Source organism: Enterobacter sp. 04-C-12-SI-ECC, assembly GCF_047530715.1.
Classification (GTDB): domain Bacteria; phylum Pseudomonadota; class Gammaproteobacteria; order Enterobacterales; family Enterobacteriaceae; genus Enterobacter; species Enterobacter bugandensis.
This window is the reverse complement of sequence record NZ_JBLKDI010000020.1, coordinates 1-14,051: the sequence shown is the minus strand read 5'-3', so window position 1 is coordinate 14,051 and position 14,051 is coordinate 1. Positions and strand designations below refer to the sequence as shown.

13 protein-coding genes are annotated in these 14,051 nt (G+C 58.2%); 4 read left to right on the top strand and 9 right to left on the bottom strand.

Translation table 11 applies throughout. The features are described 5' to 3' along the window. Positions 1–1,569, bottom strand: coding sequence for an ABC transporter substrate-binding protein (locus tag ACMWL8_RS20480; RefSeq protein WP_045260743.1), 1,569 nt, complete (start codon positions 1,567–1,569; stop codon positions 1–3). A 200-nt stretch (positions 1,570–1,769) separates the two neighbouring features. Between ACMWL8_RS20480 and ACMWL8_RS20475 the strand changes: the two genes are divergently transcribed. Then, positions 1,770–2,468 carry a GNAT family N-acetyltransferase gene (locus ACMWL8_RS20475; RefSeq protein ID WP_045260744.1) on the top strand — a complete coding sequence of 233 codons (699 nt, stop codon included), beginning with the start codon at positions 1,770–1,772 and terminating at the stop codon, positions 2,466–2,468. A 32-nt stretch (positions 2,469–2,500) separates the two neighbouring features. On the opposite strand, the gene ACMWL8_RS20470 is transcribed toward ACMWL8_RS20475, so the two are convergent. The 8 genes from ACMWL8_RS20470 to betI form a co-directional block, all read right to left on the bottom strand. Then, complete coding sequence (locus tag ACMWL8_RS20470) at positions 2,501–4,195, bottom strand: thiamine pyrophosphate-binding protein (RefSeq protein WP_045260745.1); 1,695 nt, start codon at positions 4,193–4,195, stop codon at positions 2,501–2,503. Between the two features lie 33 nt (positions 4,196–4,228). Next, positions 4,229–4,969: an SDR family oxidoreductase gene (locus ACMWL8_RS20465; RefSeq protein WP_028012273.1), complete on the bottom strand. Its 741-nt coding sequence runs from the start codon at positions 4,967–4,969 to the stop codon at positions 4,229–4,231. 271 nt (positions 4,970–5,240) lie between these two features. After that, complete coding sequence (locus ACMWL8_RS20460) at positions 5,241–5,888, bottom strand: anti-sigma factor domain-containing protein (protein ID WP_028012274.1); 648 nt, start codon at positions 5,886–5,888, stop codon at positions 5,241–5,243. Then, positions 5,885–6,439 (bottom strand): RNA polymerase sigma factor, encoded by a 555-nt coding sequence (locus ACMWL8_RS20455; RefSeq protein ID WP_045260746.1) that lies wholly within the window; start codon positions 6,437–6,439, stop codon positions 5,885–5,887. Before ACMWL8_RS20455 ends, ACMWL8_RS20460 begins: the two co-directional genes overlap by 4 nt. A 43-nt stretch (positions 6,440–6,482) precedes the next feature. Then, a complete protein-coding gene (locus ACMWL8_RS20450; RefSeq protein WP_045260747.1) occupies positions 6,483–7,046 on the bottom strand; it encodes a fasciclin domain-containing protein in 564 nt (187 codons plus the stop codon). Between the two features lie 148 nt (positions 7,047–7,194). Further along, positions 7,195–8,859, bottom strand: coding sequence for a choline dehydrogenase (gene betA / locus ACMWL8_RS20445; RefSeq protein ID WP_028012277.1), 1,665 nt, complete (start codon positions 8,857–8,859; stop codon positions 7,195–7,197). Positions 8,860–8,872: 13 nt separating this feature from the next. After that, positions 8,873–10,345: a betaine-aldehyde dehydrogenase gene (gene betB / locus ACMWL8_RS20440; protein ID WP_045260748.1), complete on the bottom strand. Its 1,473-nt coding sequence runs from the start codon at positions 10,343–10,345 to the stop codon at positions 8,873–8,875. A 13-nt stretch (positions 10,346–10,358) separates the two neighbouring features. Further along, a complete protein-coding gene (betI, locus tag ACMWL8_RS20435) occupies positions 10,359–10,946 on the bottom strand; it encodes a transcriptional regulator BetI (RefSeq protein WP_023334836.1) in 588 nt (195 codons plus the stop codon). A gap of 128 nt (positions 10,947–11,074) precedes the next feature. On the opposite strand from betI, the gene betT reads away from it, so the two are divergent. The 3 genes from betT (at position 11,075) to nadS (ending at position 13,920) form a co-directional block, all read left to right on the top strand. Beyond that, entirely contained in the window at positions 11,075–13,108 is a 2,034-nt protein-coding gene (gene betT, locus ACMWL8_RS20430; RefSeq protein WP_045260749.1) for a choline BCCT transporter BetT, read from the top strand. Between the two features lie 138 nt (positions 13,109–13,246). Continuing rightward, a complete protein-coding gene (locus ACMWL8_RS20425; RefSeq protein ID WP_041912044.1) occupies positions 13,247–13,633 on the top strand; it encodes a type II toxin-antitoxin system RelE/ParE family toxin in 387 nt (128 codons plus the stop codon). A 2-nt stretch (positions 13,634–13,635) separates the two neighbouring features. After that, positions 13,636–13,920, top strand: coding sequence for a NadS family protein (gene nadS / locus ACMWL8_RS20420; protein ID WP_041910964.1), 285 nt, complete (start codon positions 13,636–13,638; stop codon positions 13,918–13,920). The last annotated feature ends 131 nt before the right edge of the window (positions 13,921–14,051 follow it).

The window sequence follows — 14,051 nt, the reverse complement described above, 5'->3', positions numbered from 1 at the left end:
CTACTTCGTGACGCGATCGTACCAGACCATATCCGCGTTCAGTCCCTGCTGATATCCCTTCACGTTATCGCGCACCGCGATCTGGGTTTTGCCCTGATCGACGAACACGTACGGCGAGCTCTGCTGCAGCTGTTCCTGCATCTTCTTGTACAGATCCAGACGCTTCGCCGGATCCGGTTCGGCAACCGCCGCCAGCGTGGCCTTGTTCAGCTCCGGGATTTTCCAGCCGTTCAGACCGGCCACGGTGCTGGACTTCCCGTCGTTCCACGCGAAGGAGCTGGCGTTTGAGTGCGCATCGAAGTAGTCCGGGATCCACAGACGAATCGCCGCCTGATGCTGCTTAGCGCGCACGCGGGCATAGACCTGGCTCCCGGCGGCAGGCAGCAGATCCACCTTCACGCCACCCTGAGCAAAGCTCGCCTGCATCGACTGGGCAATAGTGATAAACGGCGGCTTGTTCTCCACGTCCAGCGTGAAGTGCGCGTCCTTAATGCCCGCTTTGGCGAGGATTGCCTTCGCTTTTGCCGGATCAAATTTAAACGGATTGTCTTCCAGCGCGCCCGGCAGGCCGACCGGCAGGAAGCTCTGGTGAACAAAATACTGGCCTTTCAGCAGGTTCTTCGTGATGCCGTCATAGTCGACCAGCCAGCGTGAGGCTTCCCAGAAGGCCGGGTTGTTCAGCAGCGGATTGGCGCTGTTGCCGGTGTTAAACACCAGGTAATTCTGCTCGGCGGACGGCATGCTCAGCACCTTCACGCCCGGCTTGCCGTCCAGGGCGCTAATCTGGTCTGCACCCAGATCGCGCGCCACGTCCGCATCCCCCTGCTGGATCAGCAGGCGGCGTGAAGCCGGATCGGGGACGTTTTTAATGATGATGCTTTTGAGCTTCGGCGCGCCGCCGGGCGCGGAATCGTTGGCTTCCAGCACGATGGCCTGATGCGGCTGATAGACGCGCATTTTGAACGCGCCGCTGCCCGCCGAGTGCATTTTCAGCCACGCGTTGCCGAAGTCATTATCCTTCACGTTCGCGGCAACCTCTTTTTCATCGACGATAGAGGCTATCGGCGTGGAGAGAATATTCAGCGCCACCGAGGGGCTAACGTCCGCCGTCCAGTGAAGCTGGAGGGTATGATCGTCCACCTTTTTCAGCTGGCTGGCGATGTTGCTCGCGTCCCAGCCCAGCACGTTGAGGATAAAGGCCGGGGATTTGTTCAGCGTCACGGCGCGGGTATAAGAGAAAATCACGTCTTCCGGACGCAGCGGGTTGCCGGAGGCGAATTTTGCATCGGGTTTAAGCTTGATGGTCAGGGTTTTTGCTGCTGCATCCGCGTCCCAGCTTTCTGCCAGAACCGGCGTGATTTTTTCCGGATTATCGCGGTCCGGCTGCACCAGACGCTGGTACAGGCTCGGCACGGTCTGGATGCTGGAGAGCTCGTTGGCTTCGGCCGGGTCGAGGCTCACGATGTCATCAAGACCCTGAGCAACCACCAGCGTCGTCGGCGGCGTAGCGGCGTGGGTAGCGCCTGAGAGCGCAGCCAGCATCAGTAACGGCAACAGTTTTTTTGTCATAGCGATCCCTGAGAAGAATATATTGTGATTGTTTTATGCTCCGCTACGTTAGGTCGACTCCACATTTCTTCAAAGTCGAAATTCTGCTTTGCTTATGCCATGCGGATATATCGCATGCGGCCTGGTTATTAAACGCCTCTCTTTTCGCCGCCCTTTTAACCTGCTATAACAAAATCCTTACCTTTCAGGGAGTCACCCCCGTGCCCGAAATCAATCAATATGGTCAAACCGTTAACGATCTCGTCCCGGACTGGAAGTGCGCGCAGGTATTAACCCGCACGGCGCTGACCGGCCAGTATTGCCGTCTTGAGCCGCTGGACGCCGGGCGTCACGCGGCGGATCTCTTTGAGGCCTACGCGCTGGGCGACGACAGCGACTGGACGTGGCTTGCCAGCACCCGGCCTGAAAGCGTGGAAGCCACCGCACACTGGGTGTCCGGAAAGGTGATGGATGATGATCTGGTGCCCTTCGCCGTGATGGATTTACTCACTGAAAAGGCGGTCGGGCTGGTGAGCTATATGGCGATCGAGCGCTTTCAGGGCTCGGTGGAGATCGGCCACGTCACCTGGTCGCGCAGGATGAAAGGCACCCGCATCGGCACCGAGGCGGTGTGGCTGCTGCTGAAAAACGCCTTTGACCACAAATACCGACGGCTGGAGTGGAAGTGCGACTCGATGAATACCGCATCGCGCAGCGCCGCGGAGCGGCTTGGATTCGTCTGGGAAGGGCGCTTACGCCAGCGGCTGGTGCGGAAAGGCCGCAACCGCGACAGCGATATGCTTTCTATTATTGATGGCGAATGGCCGCAAAGAGACGCGGAGCTGCGCGCCTGGCTGGCGGCGGCGAATTTTGACGAGGAAGGACGGCAAATAAAGCGGCTTGAGGCGTTTCGGTTATAAGTTTTTATGTAGGGTACAGCCCAACCACGCGGCTAATCCGCGGAAATCGCGATTTCAATCAGGTTGGTTTTTCCGGACTGCAGGCCGCGCGTTACCGCTTCGGCGATATCCGCCGCCTCGGTCACCCGGCAGCAGTGGACGCCCATGGCGGTGGCCAGCGACTGAAAATCGATATGCGGGTTCACGAGGTCCATCCCGATAAAACGGCCCAGCCGCGTTGAGCTGTAGTCGGCCTGGCTCTTCATAAAGTTTTTCAGGATGTTGTACTCCCTGTTATTCATGACGATAAAGGTGACCGGCAGATTTTCGTGTGCTGCCGTCCATAGTGCCTGCGGCGAGTACAGGGAGGCCCCGTCGCCGATCAGGCAGACCACCGGCTCCCGTCCGCGTCCCAGCGAATGCCCCACGGAGGCAGGCATCCCCCAGCCCAGTCCGCCGCCGCGCATAAAGTAGTAGCGCTGATGCTGCTGGTCAGAGATGAACCGGCGGACATGCCTGGCGGTCGCTATCGCTTCATCAACGATGGTGGTACCCGCCGGAATGGAGCGGATGACCTCCCAGGCTGCGACCATCGGCGAAAGGGCCGGGCGAAGCCGCTCGGCGGCCAGACGTTCTTCCTGCAACTGCCACTCCTTCTCACGTTCGTCGCGGGCCGCCACCAGCAGCTGCTGGTGGGCCAGCGTATTGGCGATCAGGCGCTGCTCAAGCTTCGGCAGCAGTTCGTGCAGGGACAGTTTAATATCCCCCATCACCGAAAGGCGAGTGGCATAGGTGCGGCCAAGCTCGTGCATATCCGCCGAGAGCTGATACACCGCGCAGGTTGCCGGAATGGCCTCGCCCTCGCTGTACAAAATGGTGATCAGGCTTCTGCCGCCGATGATAAATACGGCATCGTAGGCATTGATGACGCTGGCGATTTCGCTGGCGGTGGTGGGCATATTGCCCCGCCAGAGCGCGTGCTGGGTGGGAAATGGCAAATTCAGCGGCCAGGAGGAGCCGTAGACGTGGGCGCCGAGGGCTTCCGCCAGCTGGACAATTTCCTGCGTCGAGCCGCTGGAGTGCACCTCATCGCCCGCCACAATCATGATCCTGCCCGGCGCGATCTCGCTGAGCGCCTCCGCCAGCTCGTCCAGCGAGCCCGCAACGGTGTGGTAGTTTACTCTCGACGCCGTCTGTATCCCGGCGTCGCTCAGCTCTTCCATCACGTTCATCGGCAGGGAGAGCAGCACCGGGCCGCCAGGAGGATAGCTGGCAGCGTGAAACGCGCGGCGCACCAGCACCGGGAGCTGGTCGGCGCTGGTGACCTCCTGCGCCCACTTCATGACCGGAGAGCCGATGGAAACAATATCATCATACAGAAGCGGGTCGCGGACGTAGTGTCGCGTATCCTGCTGTCCAACGGTCACCACCAGCGGGGTTTTCATAATCCGCGAATTAATGAGATTCCCCATACCGTGCCCAAGGCCGCTGGCGGTATGCAAATTGATAAAGCCCGTTTTGCCGGAGGCTTTCGCATAGCCGTCGGCAATCGCCACCACGGTGCTCTCCTGAAGCGCCAGAATATAGTGAATATTTTCATGGCGAAGCAGGGCATCAATGAGCGGAAGTTCGGTGGTGCCGGGGTTGCCAAAAATATATTCCACGCCTTCACTCTCCAGCACTTCAAGAAGAATATCGGCACCCGTTCGCATATTGAGATCTGATAAGGACGTTAATGATTTAATCATAATGACACCTCATTCAGCATTATTTAACGCAGGCTAAAATTCTTCCTGCGTTGGACGCACAACAATTTCATTAATATCAACGTCGCCAGGCTGTTCTATGGCAAATAAAACCGCGCGGGCAATTGCGTCAGCCGGAATAGCCTGCTTATAAAACTCATGGAGAAATTTTTTACTCTCTTCGTCAGAGCTGCCGAATTGCAGTTCGCTTTCGACGGCACCGGGCGAAATAAGCGTCGTGCGGATAGTTTTACCTGCCTCCTGACGTAAGCCTTCGCTCAGCGCGCGGACGGCGAATTTCGTGGCGCTATACACCACGCCGCCAGGGGCCAGCACCTTGATGCCCGCAACGGAGGCAACGTTAATAAAATGCCCGCTGCCCTGACGCTGGAACACCGGGAGCGCGGCAGCGATGCCGTACAGCACGCCCTTCAGATTGGTATCAATCATCTTGTCCCATTCGTCGGTTTTCAGCTCGCTGAGGGGGGCGATGGCCATAAAGCCCGCGTTATTGATCACCACATCCACGCGCTGGTATGCGGCAACGGCAGCGTCAATCGCGCGCTGCACCTCTTCCTGACGGGTCACGTCAGCCTTTACGGCAATCGCCTTGCCGCCCTGTTGAATAATCTGATCCACCAGGGCATTAATTCTGTCCAGACGGCGCGCCACCAGCACCAGCGAAAACGCGTTATTCGCTAAATGGAGGGCAATGGCCTGACCAATACCGCTGCTGGCACCGGTGATGACAACCACCTTGTTTGCACTAATATTCATGATCTTATCTCGCTATTGAGTGATGCAAAAAATAAAAGGCAGAGAAGCGTTAATGAATAATGACAAATTCATTAATGCGGTTTTTGATATATTCTGTATCGGGAATAAAATGATGTTCGTTTAAAACTTAATGGAGTACGGAAGCGTCTGTCAATGTCGTTTTTTAATAATTAAATTAATTGCAGGCCTAATATTTAATTCTTATAGGTAACCGAGAATATTATATAAATAAAAAGGGGACGATGACGGCCCTGCAAACAGGGCCTGAGGATTACAGTTTGCCACTGTAAAGCACCGGGCCTGTGGGGAGGCCGGTGGGCGATCCGCCCTCTGGTTCAAGGCTTATGGCTATCGTGGCGTCAGCAGGGAGCGTTGCGTTCCTGAGGGTGACGCGTGTGGGGATGTCGTTATGCAGCAGCCCCATGGATACCGGCGCCTGCCCGCCTGGGATCAGCCAAAGCTGCAGGCTGTGTTGCGCGGCGACAGCTGTCGGTCGAAGCGGGGCAATGCTCAGGTGCTGGCGGCTGGCGTCCGCGCTGACGACCCACTGCCCGTGCTGTTGGGCATCGTTGAGTACCATCAGCGGAGCGAGTTCCGGGGCTCGGGTGGCATACCAGGCAACGACCGTCAGGGCGGCGAGTGAGGCCGCAACCATCCAGCCGAGATAAGGCCGACTTTGGCGTAAAGGCTTTTTGGGCGGCAGGTCGAGGGCGATTCTTTTCCACACCGTCTCGGGTGGAGGGACGGGCACAAGATGACTATCCAGCGTGCTGAACATGTCCTGCCAGTACGCCACGCGGGCGGCCAGAGCCGGTTCACGGAGGACCCTTTTCTGGAACTGAAGCCGTGCTCCTCCCCGCAGCGTGCCGAGGGCATACTCTGCTGCCAGCATGTCGTCGCGTTTTTCTGCGTCATTCATAGCCCCACGCACTCCCGAAGATGGTCCATTGCCCGACGTATCCAGCTTTTCACCGAGCCTACAGGCTGCTGGAGCCAGTCGGCAATGTCGCTGTGAGACATTCCCTGATAGTAGGCGAGCGTAATGCTCTGGCGCTGCTCGCTGCTCAAATGTTCGAGGCAATGCCTGAGCCGCTCTGCCTGCGCATCGTCGTGCCAGTTATTCTGCTCATCGTTCTCGCCGGGCAAAAGCACTTCGCTATACGGTGACTCGCGTTCGGCAGCGCGGGTTTGCCCGCTGCGCAGCCAGTCAATACAGCGATTGCGAACAATATGCGTAAGCCAGGTCATCGGGGAGCTCAGTGCAGCGTTGTAGGTTTCGGCTTTACTCCAGACGGTGATAAAACAGTCGTGAAGGATCTCTTCTGCCCACGCGCGGTCGCGCAGCATGCGCAGCGCGACGGCAAACAGGTGTGGCGAAGTGAGTCGATAGAGTTGTTCAAATGCGCGGCGATCGCCGTTTGCGACCGCCTGCATTAATTTCTGCTGCTGTTCTGCCAGCGCGTTATCCATGTTTTTCCCGGAAGGTAACGTCACACTTCCGAAGTATAGACAACTACTTAGGCATCAGGACGGTATCAATTACATCGATCACGCCGTTTTTTTGATGAACGTCATAGGTGCTAATGTTCGCCACATTGCCTTTACCGTCCTTAAGCTGAATGTTGTGCGGGCCGTTGCTCATGATCCACAGCGGCTGACCGTTAACGGTCTTCAGCTCCGCGTGTCCGCCGCCCTGTTTAATTTTCTGCTCCAGCGCCTTCATATCGTAATTACCGGCGACCACATGATAGGTGAGGATGCTGGTGAGCGTGGCTTTGTTTTCGGGTTTGACCAGGTTCTCGACCGTGCCGGCAGGCAATTTCGCAAACGCCGCATTGGTCGGCGCAAACACGGTGAATGGCCCTTTGCTCTGAAGCGTATCCACCAGTCCAGCCGCTTTGACGGCGGCCACCAGCGTGGTGTGATCTTTCGAGTTCACGGCGTTTTCAACGATATTTTTGCTCGGGAACATTTCCGCTCCGCCTACCATCACGGAGTCTGACGTCATGGCGGCTGATGTGCCTGCACAGAAGAGTAAAGCGCTGGTGACGAGTGCAACACGGGTTAGCTTTTTCATCATCTTTCCTCGGTTTAGGGAGCAAAGGGATTGCTCACATACACATATACGAGGGGAGGGGGTGAACTGGATGCAGGAAAATAAAAATAAATTTTGGGTGGGAAGCCCCCTCCCGTATGGAAGAGGGCCAGGGGGAGGGGAAATATCCTCAGCGTCTGACCGGCGCCCCGTTGGCCACATAATACGCCGCCGTGCTTTTCGCCAGCGGCTCGCGCCCGCGGATCGCGTCGGCAATCTTCTCGCCGATCATAATGGTGGTGGCGTTCAGGTTGCCGGTGATGATCTGCGGCATAATCGACGCATCCACCACGCGCAGCCCTTCCAGCCCGTGAACGCGGCCTTCTCCGTCGACCACCGCCATCTCGTCATAGCCCATCTTGCAGGTGCCGCACGGGTGGAAGGCGGTTTCGGCGTGGTTGCGCACGAATTCGTCCAGCTGCTCATCGGTCTGGCAGTCAATACCCGGACTGATTTCGCGGCCGCGGTACTTGTCCAGCGCGGGCTGGTGCATGATCTCGCGGGTGATGCGGATCGCGTCGCGAAACTCCTGCCAGTCCTGCTCGTGGGACATATAGTTGAACAGGATCGCCGGATGCTGGTGCGGATCGCGCGACTGGATGCGCACGTGTCCACGGCTCGGGGAGCGCATGGAGCCGACGTGGCACTGGAAGCCGTGCTCTTTCACCGCGTTCGAGCCGTTGTAGTTAATCGCCACCGGCAGGAAGTGGTACTGAATATTTGGCCACTCAAACTCCTCGCGGCTGCGGATAAATCCGCCCGCTTCGAAGTGGTTGCTCGCACCCACGCCTGTGCCGCCAAACAGCCACTCGGCGCCAATCTTCGGCTGGTTCCACCACTGCAGGGCAGGGTAAAGGGAGACCGGCTCTTTGCATTCGTACTGGAGGTACATCTCCAGGTGATCCTGCAGGTTTTCTCCCACGCCGGGTAAATCATGCACCAGCGGGATATCGAACTGCTTCAGCAATTCAGCATTGCCCACGCCGGAACGCTGGAGGATCTGCGGTGACGCAATGGCGCCTGCGCACAGGAGGACTTCTTTATTCGCCGTCGCTTTTGACGGAATGGTGCTCTCGCCTTCCAGCCACTCAACGCCCACCGCGCGCTTGCCCTCAAAGAGGATGCGATCGGTCATGGCGTGGGTGCGGATGGTCAGGTTAGGACGTGGTTTCGCCTGGTCCAGATAGCCGCGCGCGGTGCTGGCGCGTCGGCCCTGCGGCGTGACCGTGCGGTCCATCGGGCCGAAGCCTTCCTGCTGGTAGCCGTTGAGATCGTCGGTGCGCGGATAGCCCGCCTGCACGCCTGCTTCCACCATTGCTTCAAACAGCGGGTTTACGCCCGGCTTAGAGGTGGTGACGCTCACCGGACCGTCGCCGCCGTGGTAGTCGTTCGGCCCCACGTCGCGGGTCTCTGCCTTGCGGTAGTAGGGCAGACAGTTGAGGTAGCTCCAGTGCTCCAGACCCGGCTCTTTCGCCCAGTTGTCCAGATCCATCGCGTTGCCGCGCACGTAGCACATGCCGTTGATCAGCGACGAACCGCCCAGCCCTTTTCCGCGTCCGCACTCCATGCGGCGGTTGTTCATGAAAGGCTCTGGCTCGGTTTCGTACGCCCAGTTGTAGCGCTTGCCCTGCAGCGGGAAGGCCAGCGCGGCGGGCATCTGGGTGCGGAAGTCAAAGCGGTAGTCCGGCCCGCCCGCCTCAAGCAGCAGGACGGTGGTGTTCGGATCTTCAGTCAGTCGTGTAGCCAGTACGTTGCCGGCAGAGCCGGCCCCGATAATGATGTAGTCAAATTGCAAATAAACCTCCCGGTTAAAATATGGACTGGAATTTACCCATCTCAACCTGGATGGACTTCACCTGGGTGTAGCTCTGAAGCGTCATCACGCCGTTCTCGCGGCCAATGCCGGAGTGCTTGTAGCCGCCAACCGGCATCTCCGCGGCGGATTCACCCCAGGTGTTGATCCAGCAGATGCCCGCTTCGAGCTGATGAATGGCGCCGTGGGCGCGGTTCAGATCGGCCGTGACGATGCCTGCTGCCAGACCGTACTCGGTGTCGTTGGCGCGGCGAATGGCTTCTTCATCGCTTTCATAGGTGAGGATGGACATCACCGGGCCGAAGATCTCTTCGCGCACGATGGTCATCTCGTCGGTGCAGTCGGTGAACACGGTCGGGGCCACCCACGCGCCGTTGTCAAAGCCGTCGCCCTTCAGCACGTCGCCGCCGCACAGCACGCGCGCGCCTTCTTCTTTGCCTTTGGCGATGTAGCGCAGCACGCTGTCGCGGTGCGGGAAGCTGACCATCGGACCAAAGTTGGTGGTTGCATCGAACAGATCCCCCGCGCGGATGCGGCCCACGCGCTCAACGATTTTCTGCTCAAACGCGGCCTTGAATTTAGCCGGAACAAACACGCGGGTGCCGTTGGTGCACACCTGGCCGGAGCTGAAGAAGTTGGCCATCATGGCGATGTCCGCGGCGAGATCCAGATCCGCATCGTCAAATACAATCAGCGGGGATTTGCCGCCCAGCTCCATCGTCACCTCTTTCAGGGACGAGGCTGCGGAGTTAGCCATCACCTTTTTGCCGCTGGCGACGCCGCCGGTAAAGGAGACTTTGGCAATGTCCGGATGCTCGGTCAGGTACTGGCCGGTTTCCGCGCCCACGCCCGGCAGGACGTTAAACACGCCGTCCGGCAGGCCCGCCTCGGTGTAGATTTCCGCCAGCTTCAGGGCGGTGAGCGGGGTGACCTCGCTCGGCTTGAAGATCATCGCGTTGCCCGCCGCCAGCGCCGGGGCGGATTTCCACAGGGCGATCTGGATCGGGTAGTTCCACGCGCCGATGCCCGCCACCACGCCCAGCGGCTCGCGGCGGGTGTAGACGAATGAGGTGTCGCGCAGCGGGATCTGGCTGCCTTCCAGCGCCGGGATCAGCCCCGCGTAGTACTCCAGCACGTCCGCGCCGGTGACGATGTCGACGGTCGAGGTTTCAGAAAACGCCTTGCCGGTGTCGAGGGTTTCCAGCTTTGCCAGCTCGTCGTTGCGCTCGCGCAGGATGTCGACGGCGCGACGCAGGATGCGGGAGCGCTCCATGGCGGTCATCGCCGCCCAGATTTTTTGCCCGCGCGTTGCGCTTTCTACGGCGCGATCGACGTCTTCGCGCCCGGCGGCCTGCACGGTCGCCAGGACTTCACCGTTGGCCGGGTTGATGGTCTCGAAGGTGCGACCGCTGGTGGCCGATGTATAACCACCATTGATATAAAGCTGCTGTTCTGCCATTCGGGACATGCTTCCTCCTCGGTTATTCGGTCGGTAAATGCTGGCTGATAAAGTGGCTGGTGAGCGATTGTGCGAGGGTTTTGTCCAGCGGTTTGCCGCTGAGTGCGGCGCGCAGCCACAGCCCGTCGATCAGCGCCGCCAGCCCGTAGCCCGCCTCTTCAGCCTGTTCACGCGGCAGCTCGCGGCGGAACTCGTACACCAGATTTGAGAGCAACCGGCGGCTGCTGACCTGCTGCAAACGGTAGAGCATCGGCTGATGCATGCTGCTCGCCCAGAAGGCCAGCCAGGCCTTCATCGCCGCGCCGCTGACCTGGGTTTCATCAAAATTGCCGCCGACAATCGCCTGCAAACGCTGCTCCGCGCTGCCGTTCGGCAGGGCGCGTAAGCGGCTTAATACCGCATCGCGCAGCTGGCCGGTGATGTCGCGCATGGTCGCTTCCAGCAGGCCGTTTTTATCTTTGAAATAGTGGCTGATGATCCCCGTGGACACGCCCGCCCGACGGGCGATCTGCGCAATGGTTGCGTCATGCATGCCCACTTCATTAATTGCTTCCAGCGTGGCGTCGATAAGCTGCCTGCGCCGGATCGGCTGCATCCCCACTTTGGGCATTTTTGCCACTCCATTCATCAGCGTTGGTAATCTATTAAAGCGGTTTTTGATTGGACGTTCAATATAAAATGTGTCTTAATTGTTGCGATTTTGGATTTCAATAGTTACAAAAACAGTGGGGATACTGGATGACAGACCTTTCACAAGACAGAGAAAAAGACAAAATCAACCCGGTCGTTTTTTATACGTCCGCCGGGCTGATTTTGTTGTTTTCCCTGACGACCATTTTCTTTAACGATTTTTCTGCCGAGTGGATTGGCCGCACCCTGAACTGGGTGTCGAAGACATTCGGCTGGTACTACCTGCTGGCGGCGACGCTCTATATCGTCTTCGTGGTCTGCATTGCCTGCTCGCGCTTCGGCTCGGTGAAGCTCGGGCCAGAGCAGTCCAAGCCCGAGTTCAGCCTGCTGAGCTGGGCGGCGATGCTGTTTGCCGCGGGCATCGGCATCGACCTGATGTTCTTCTCGGTAGCCGAACCGGTCACGCAGTATATGCAGCCGCCGGAAGGGGCAGGGCAGACGATGGAGGCCGCGCGCCAGGCGATGGTCTGGACGCTGTTCCACTACGGCCTGACAGGCTGGTCGATGTATGCCCTGATGGGCATGGCGCTCGGATACTTTAGCTATCGTTATAATTTGCCCCTCACCATCCGCTCCGCGCTGTACCCGATTTTCGGGAAAAGAATTAATGGCCCGATTGGCCACAGCGTCGATATCGCGGCGGTAATTGGCACCATCTTCGGCATCGCGACGACGCTCGGCATTGGCGTGGTCCAGCTCAACTACGGGCTAAGCGTGCTGTTTGATATTCCGGATTCGATGGCGGCGAAAGCGGCGCTGATTGCGCTCTCGGTGATTATCGCCACCATTTCGGTGACCTCCGGCGTGGATAAGGGCATCCGCGTGCTCTCCGAGCTGAACGTGGCGCTGGCGCTGGGCCTGATCCTGTTCGTGCTGTTTATGGGCGACACCTCGTTCCTGCTCAACGCCCTGGTGCTTAACGTGGGCGACTACGTGAACCGCTTTATGGGCATGACGCTGAACAGTTTCGCCTTCGACCGCCCGGTAGAGTGGATGAACAGCTGGACGCTCTTCTTCTGGGCGTGGTGGGTTGCGTGGTCGCCGTTTGTCGGCCTGTTCCTGGCGCGCATTTCGCGTGGCCGTACCATCCGCCAGTTTGTGATGGGCACGCTGATTATCCCGTTCACCTTTACCCTGCTGTGGCTGTCGATTTTCGGCAACAGCGCGCTGCACGAGATCATCCACGGCAACGCAACCTTTGCCCAGGAAGCGATGGCGCACCCGGAGCGCGGCTTCTACAGCCTGCTGGCGCAGTATCCGGCGTTCACCTTTAGCGCCTCCGTGGCGACCATCACCGGCCTGCTGTTTTACGTCACCTCGGCGGATTCCGGCGCGCTGGTGCTGGGGAACTTCACCTCAAAGCTGAAGGACATCAACAGCGACGCGCCGAACTGGCTGCGCATCTTCTGGTCGGTCGCCATCGGCCTGCTGACGCTCGGCATGCTGATGACCAACGGCATTTCGGCGCTGCAGAACACCACGGTGATCATGGGCCTGCCGTTCAGCTTTGTGATCTTCTTCGTGATGGCCGGGCTGTATAAATCGCTCAAGGTGGAAGACTACCGCCGCGTCAGCGCCAGCCGCGACACCGCGCCGCGGCCAATGGGCGCTCAGGACAGGCTGAGCTGGAAGAAACGCCTGTCGCGCCTGATGAACTACCCGGGCACGCGCTACACCAAACAGATGATGGAGACGGTCTGCTTCCCGGCGATGGAAGAGGTGGCGCAGGAGCTGAAGCTGCGTGGTGCCTACGTGGAGCTGAAAAACCTGCCGCCGGAGGAGGGCGAAACCCTGGGGCACCTGGATCTGCTGGTGCACATGGGCGACGAGCAGAACTTTGTCTATCAGATCTGGCCGCAGCAGTACTCGGTGCCTGGCTTTACCTACCGGGCGCGTAGCGGGAAATCAACCTACTACCGGCTGGAGACGTTCCTGCTGGAAGGTAGCCAGGGGAATGACCTGATGGACTACAGCAAGGAACAGGTGATTACGGACATTCTGGACCAGTATGAACGGCACCTGAACTTTATCCATCTGCACAGGGAAGCGCCGGGGAATAGCGTGATGTTCCCGGATGTCTAAACGGATTCTTAAAATACCTTTAGGCTGTATATAAATACAGTTATTTGGCGCAGCATTACTCAAGGAAGAGTAACCATGCAGCATGAGCCTGGTGTTGAAGCATTCGGGCTTTTGCTGCGTTTAGGGAAGGAACTATGGATGAGTCATGCGATAGAGTTTATCGAAACATCACTCTTTACCCGACAGATTAAAAGCATTGCTACGGATGATGAATTAAAGGATCTGCAAAAGGAACTTATTGCGTGGCCTGATAAAGGTGACCTGATCCAGCAGACGGGTGGTTTACGTAAAATAAGGATGGCGGCAGCCTCAAAGGGAAAGAGAGGGGGTATCAGAGTGATTTACTTTCTGGCCACGGAGGAGGTGATCTATTTCATTATGGCCTATCCAAAATGCATAAAGGACAGCCTGACAGAGGCAGAGAAAGCAGAACTTAAAAAGCTGACTTCCATTCTGAAAAATACTGCTTCCAGTGCCGTAAATGAGAGGTGTACTATGTACCCCAATCAGGCAGGTGGAGGCTGATAATGAGTATTTTTAATGAATTAAAATCTTCGCTTGAAGAGGCCGTTGAGATCCATAACGGAAGAAAAGCCGCTTCCCGAGTAACCCGCTATGAAGTTGCTGATGTGCGTGCCATCAGAGAGCAGCTCAATATCACGCAAAGCGAAATGGCGAAGGCGCTTGGCACGAGCGTCGATACGATAAAGAGCTGGGAGTCCAAACGCCGCAATCCAACCGGGCTGGCGGCGAAGGTACTTAATGTGATTAGGGAGAATCCTGCATTTTACAAGGCACTTGCCGGGCTGTGAGTCGCCCTTATGCCGGGTGGCGCTGCGCTTACCCGGCCTTGTATTATCCTCCCGTACAGAAAGAACCGGCCAGTTCTTTCTGTCAGGCAGTCCACATGCCGTACCCGGCCTTAGGCCACGAGCCTGTGTTG

Bases quoted from the DNA above. Each gene is read 5' to 3' on its own strand.
- ACMWL8_RS20480 (WP_045260743.1), bottom strand. From the start codon at position 1,569: ATGACAAAAAAACTGTTGCCGTTACTGATGCTGGCTGCGCTCTCAGGC.
- ACMWL8_RS20470 (WP_045260745.1), bottom strand. From the start codon at position 4,195: ATGATTAAATCATTAACGTCCTTATCAGATCTCAATATGCGAACGGGT.
- ACMWL8_RS20465 (WP_028012273.1), bottom strand. From the start codon at position 4,969: ATGAATATTAGTGCAAACAAGGTGGTTGTCATCACCGGTGCCAGCAGC.
- ACMWL8_RS20460 (WP_028012274.1), bottom strand. From the start codon at position 5,888: ATGAATGACGCAGAAAAACGCGACGACATGCTGGCAGCAGAGTATGCC.
- ACMWL8_RS20455 (WP_045260746.1), bottom strand. From the start codon at position 6,439: ATGGATAACGCGCTGGCAGAACAGCAGCAGAAATTAATGCAGGCGGTC.
- ACMWL8_RS20450 (WP_045260747.1), bottom strand. From the start codon at position 7,046: ATGAAAAAGCTAACCCGTGTTGCACTCGTCACCAGCGCTTTACTCTTC.
- betB (WP_045260748.1), bottom strand. From the start codon at position 10,345: ATGTCCCGAATGGCAGAACAGCAGCTTTATATCAATGGTGGTTATACA.
- betI (WP_023334836.1), bottom strand. From the start codon at position 10,946: ATGCCCAAAGTGGGGATGCAGCCGATCCGGCGCAGGCAGCTTATCGAC.
- betT (WP_045260749.1), top strand. From the start codon at position 11,075: ATGACAGACCTTTCACAAGACAGAGAAAAAGACAAAATCAACCCGGTC.
- ACMWL8_RS20425 (WP_041912044.1), top strand. From the start codon at position 13,247: ATGAGTCATGCGATAGAGTTTATCGAAACATCACTCTTTACCCGACAG.
- nadS (WP_041910964.1), top strand. From the start codon at position 13,636: ATGAGTATTTTTAATGAATTAAAATCTTCGCTTGAAGAGGCCGTTGAG.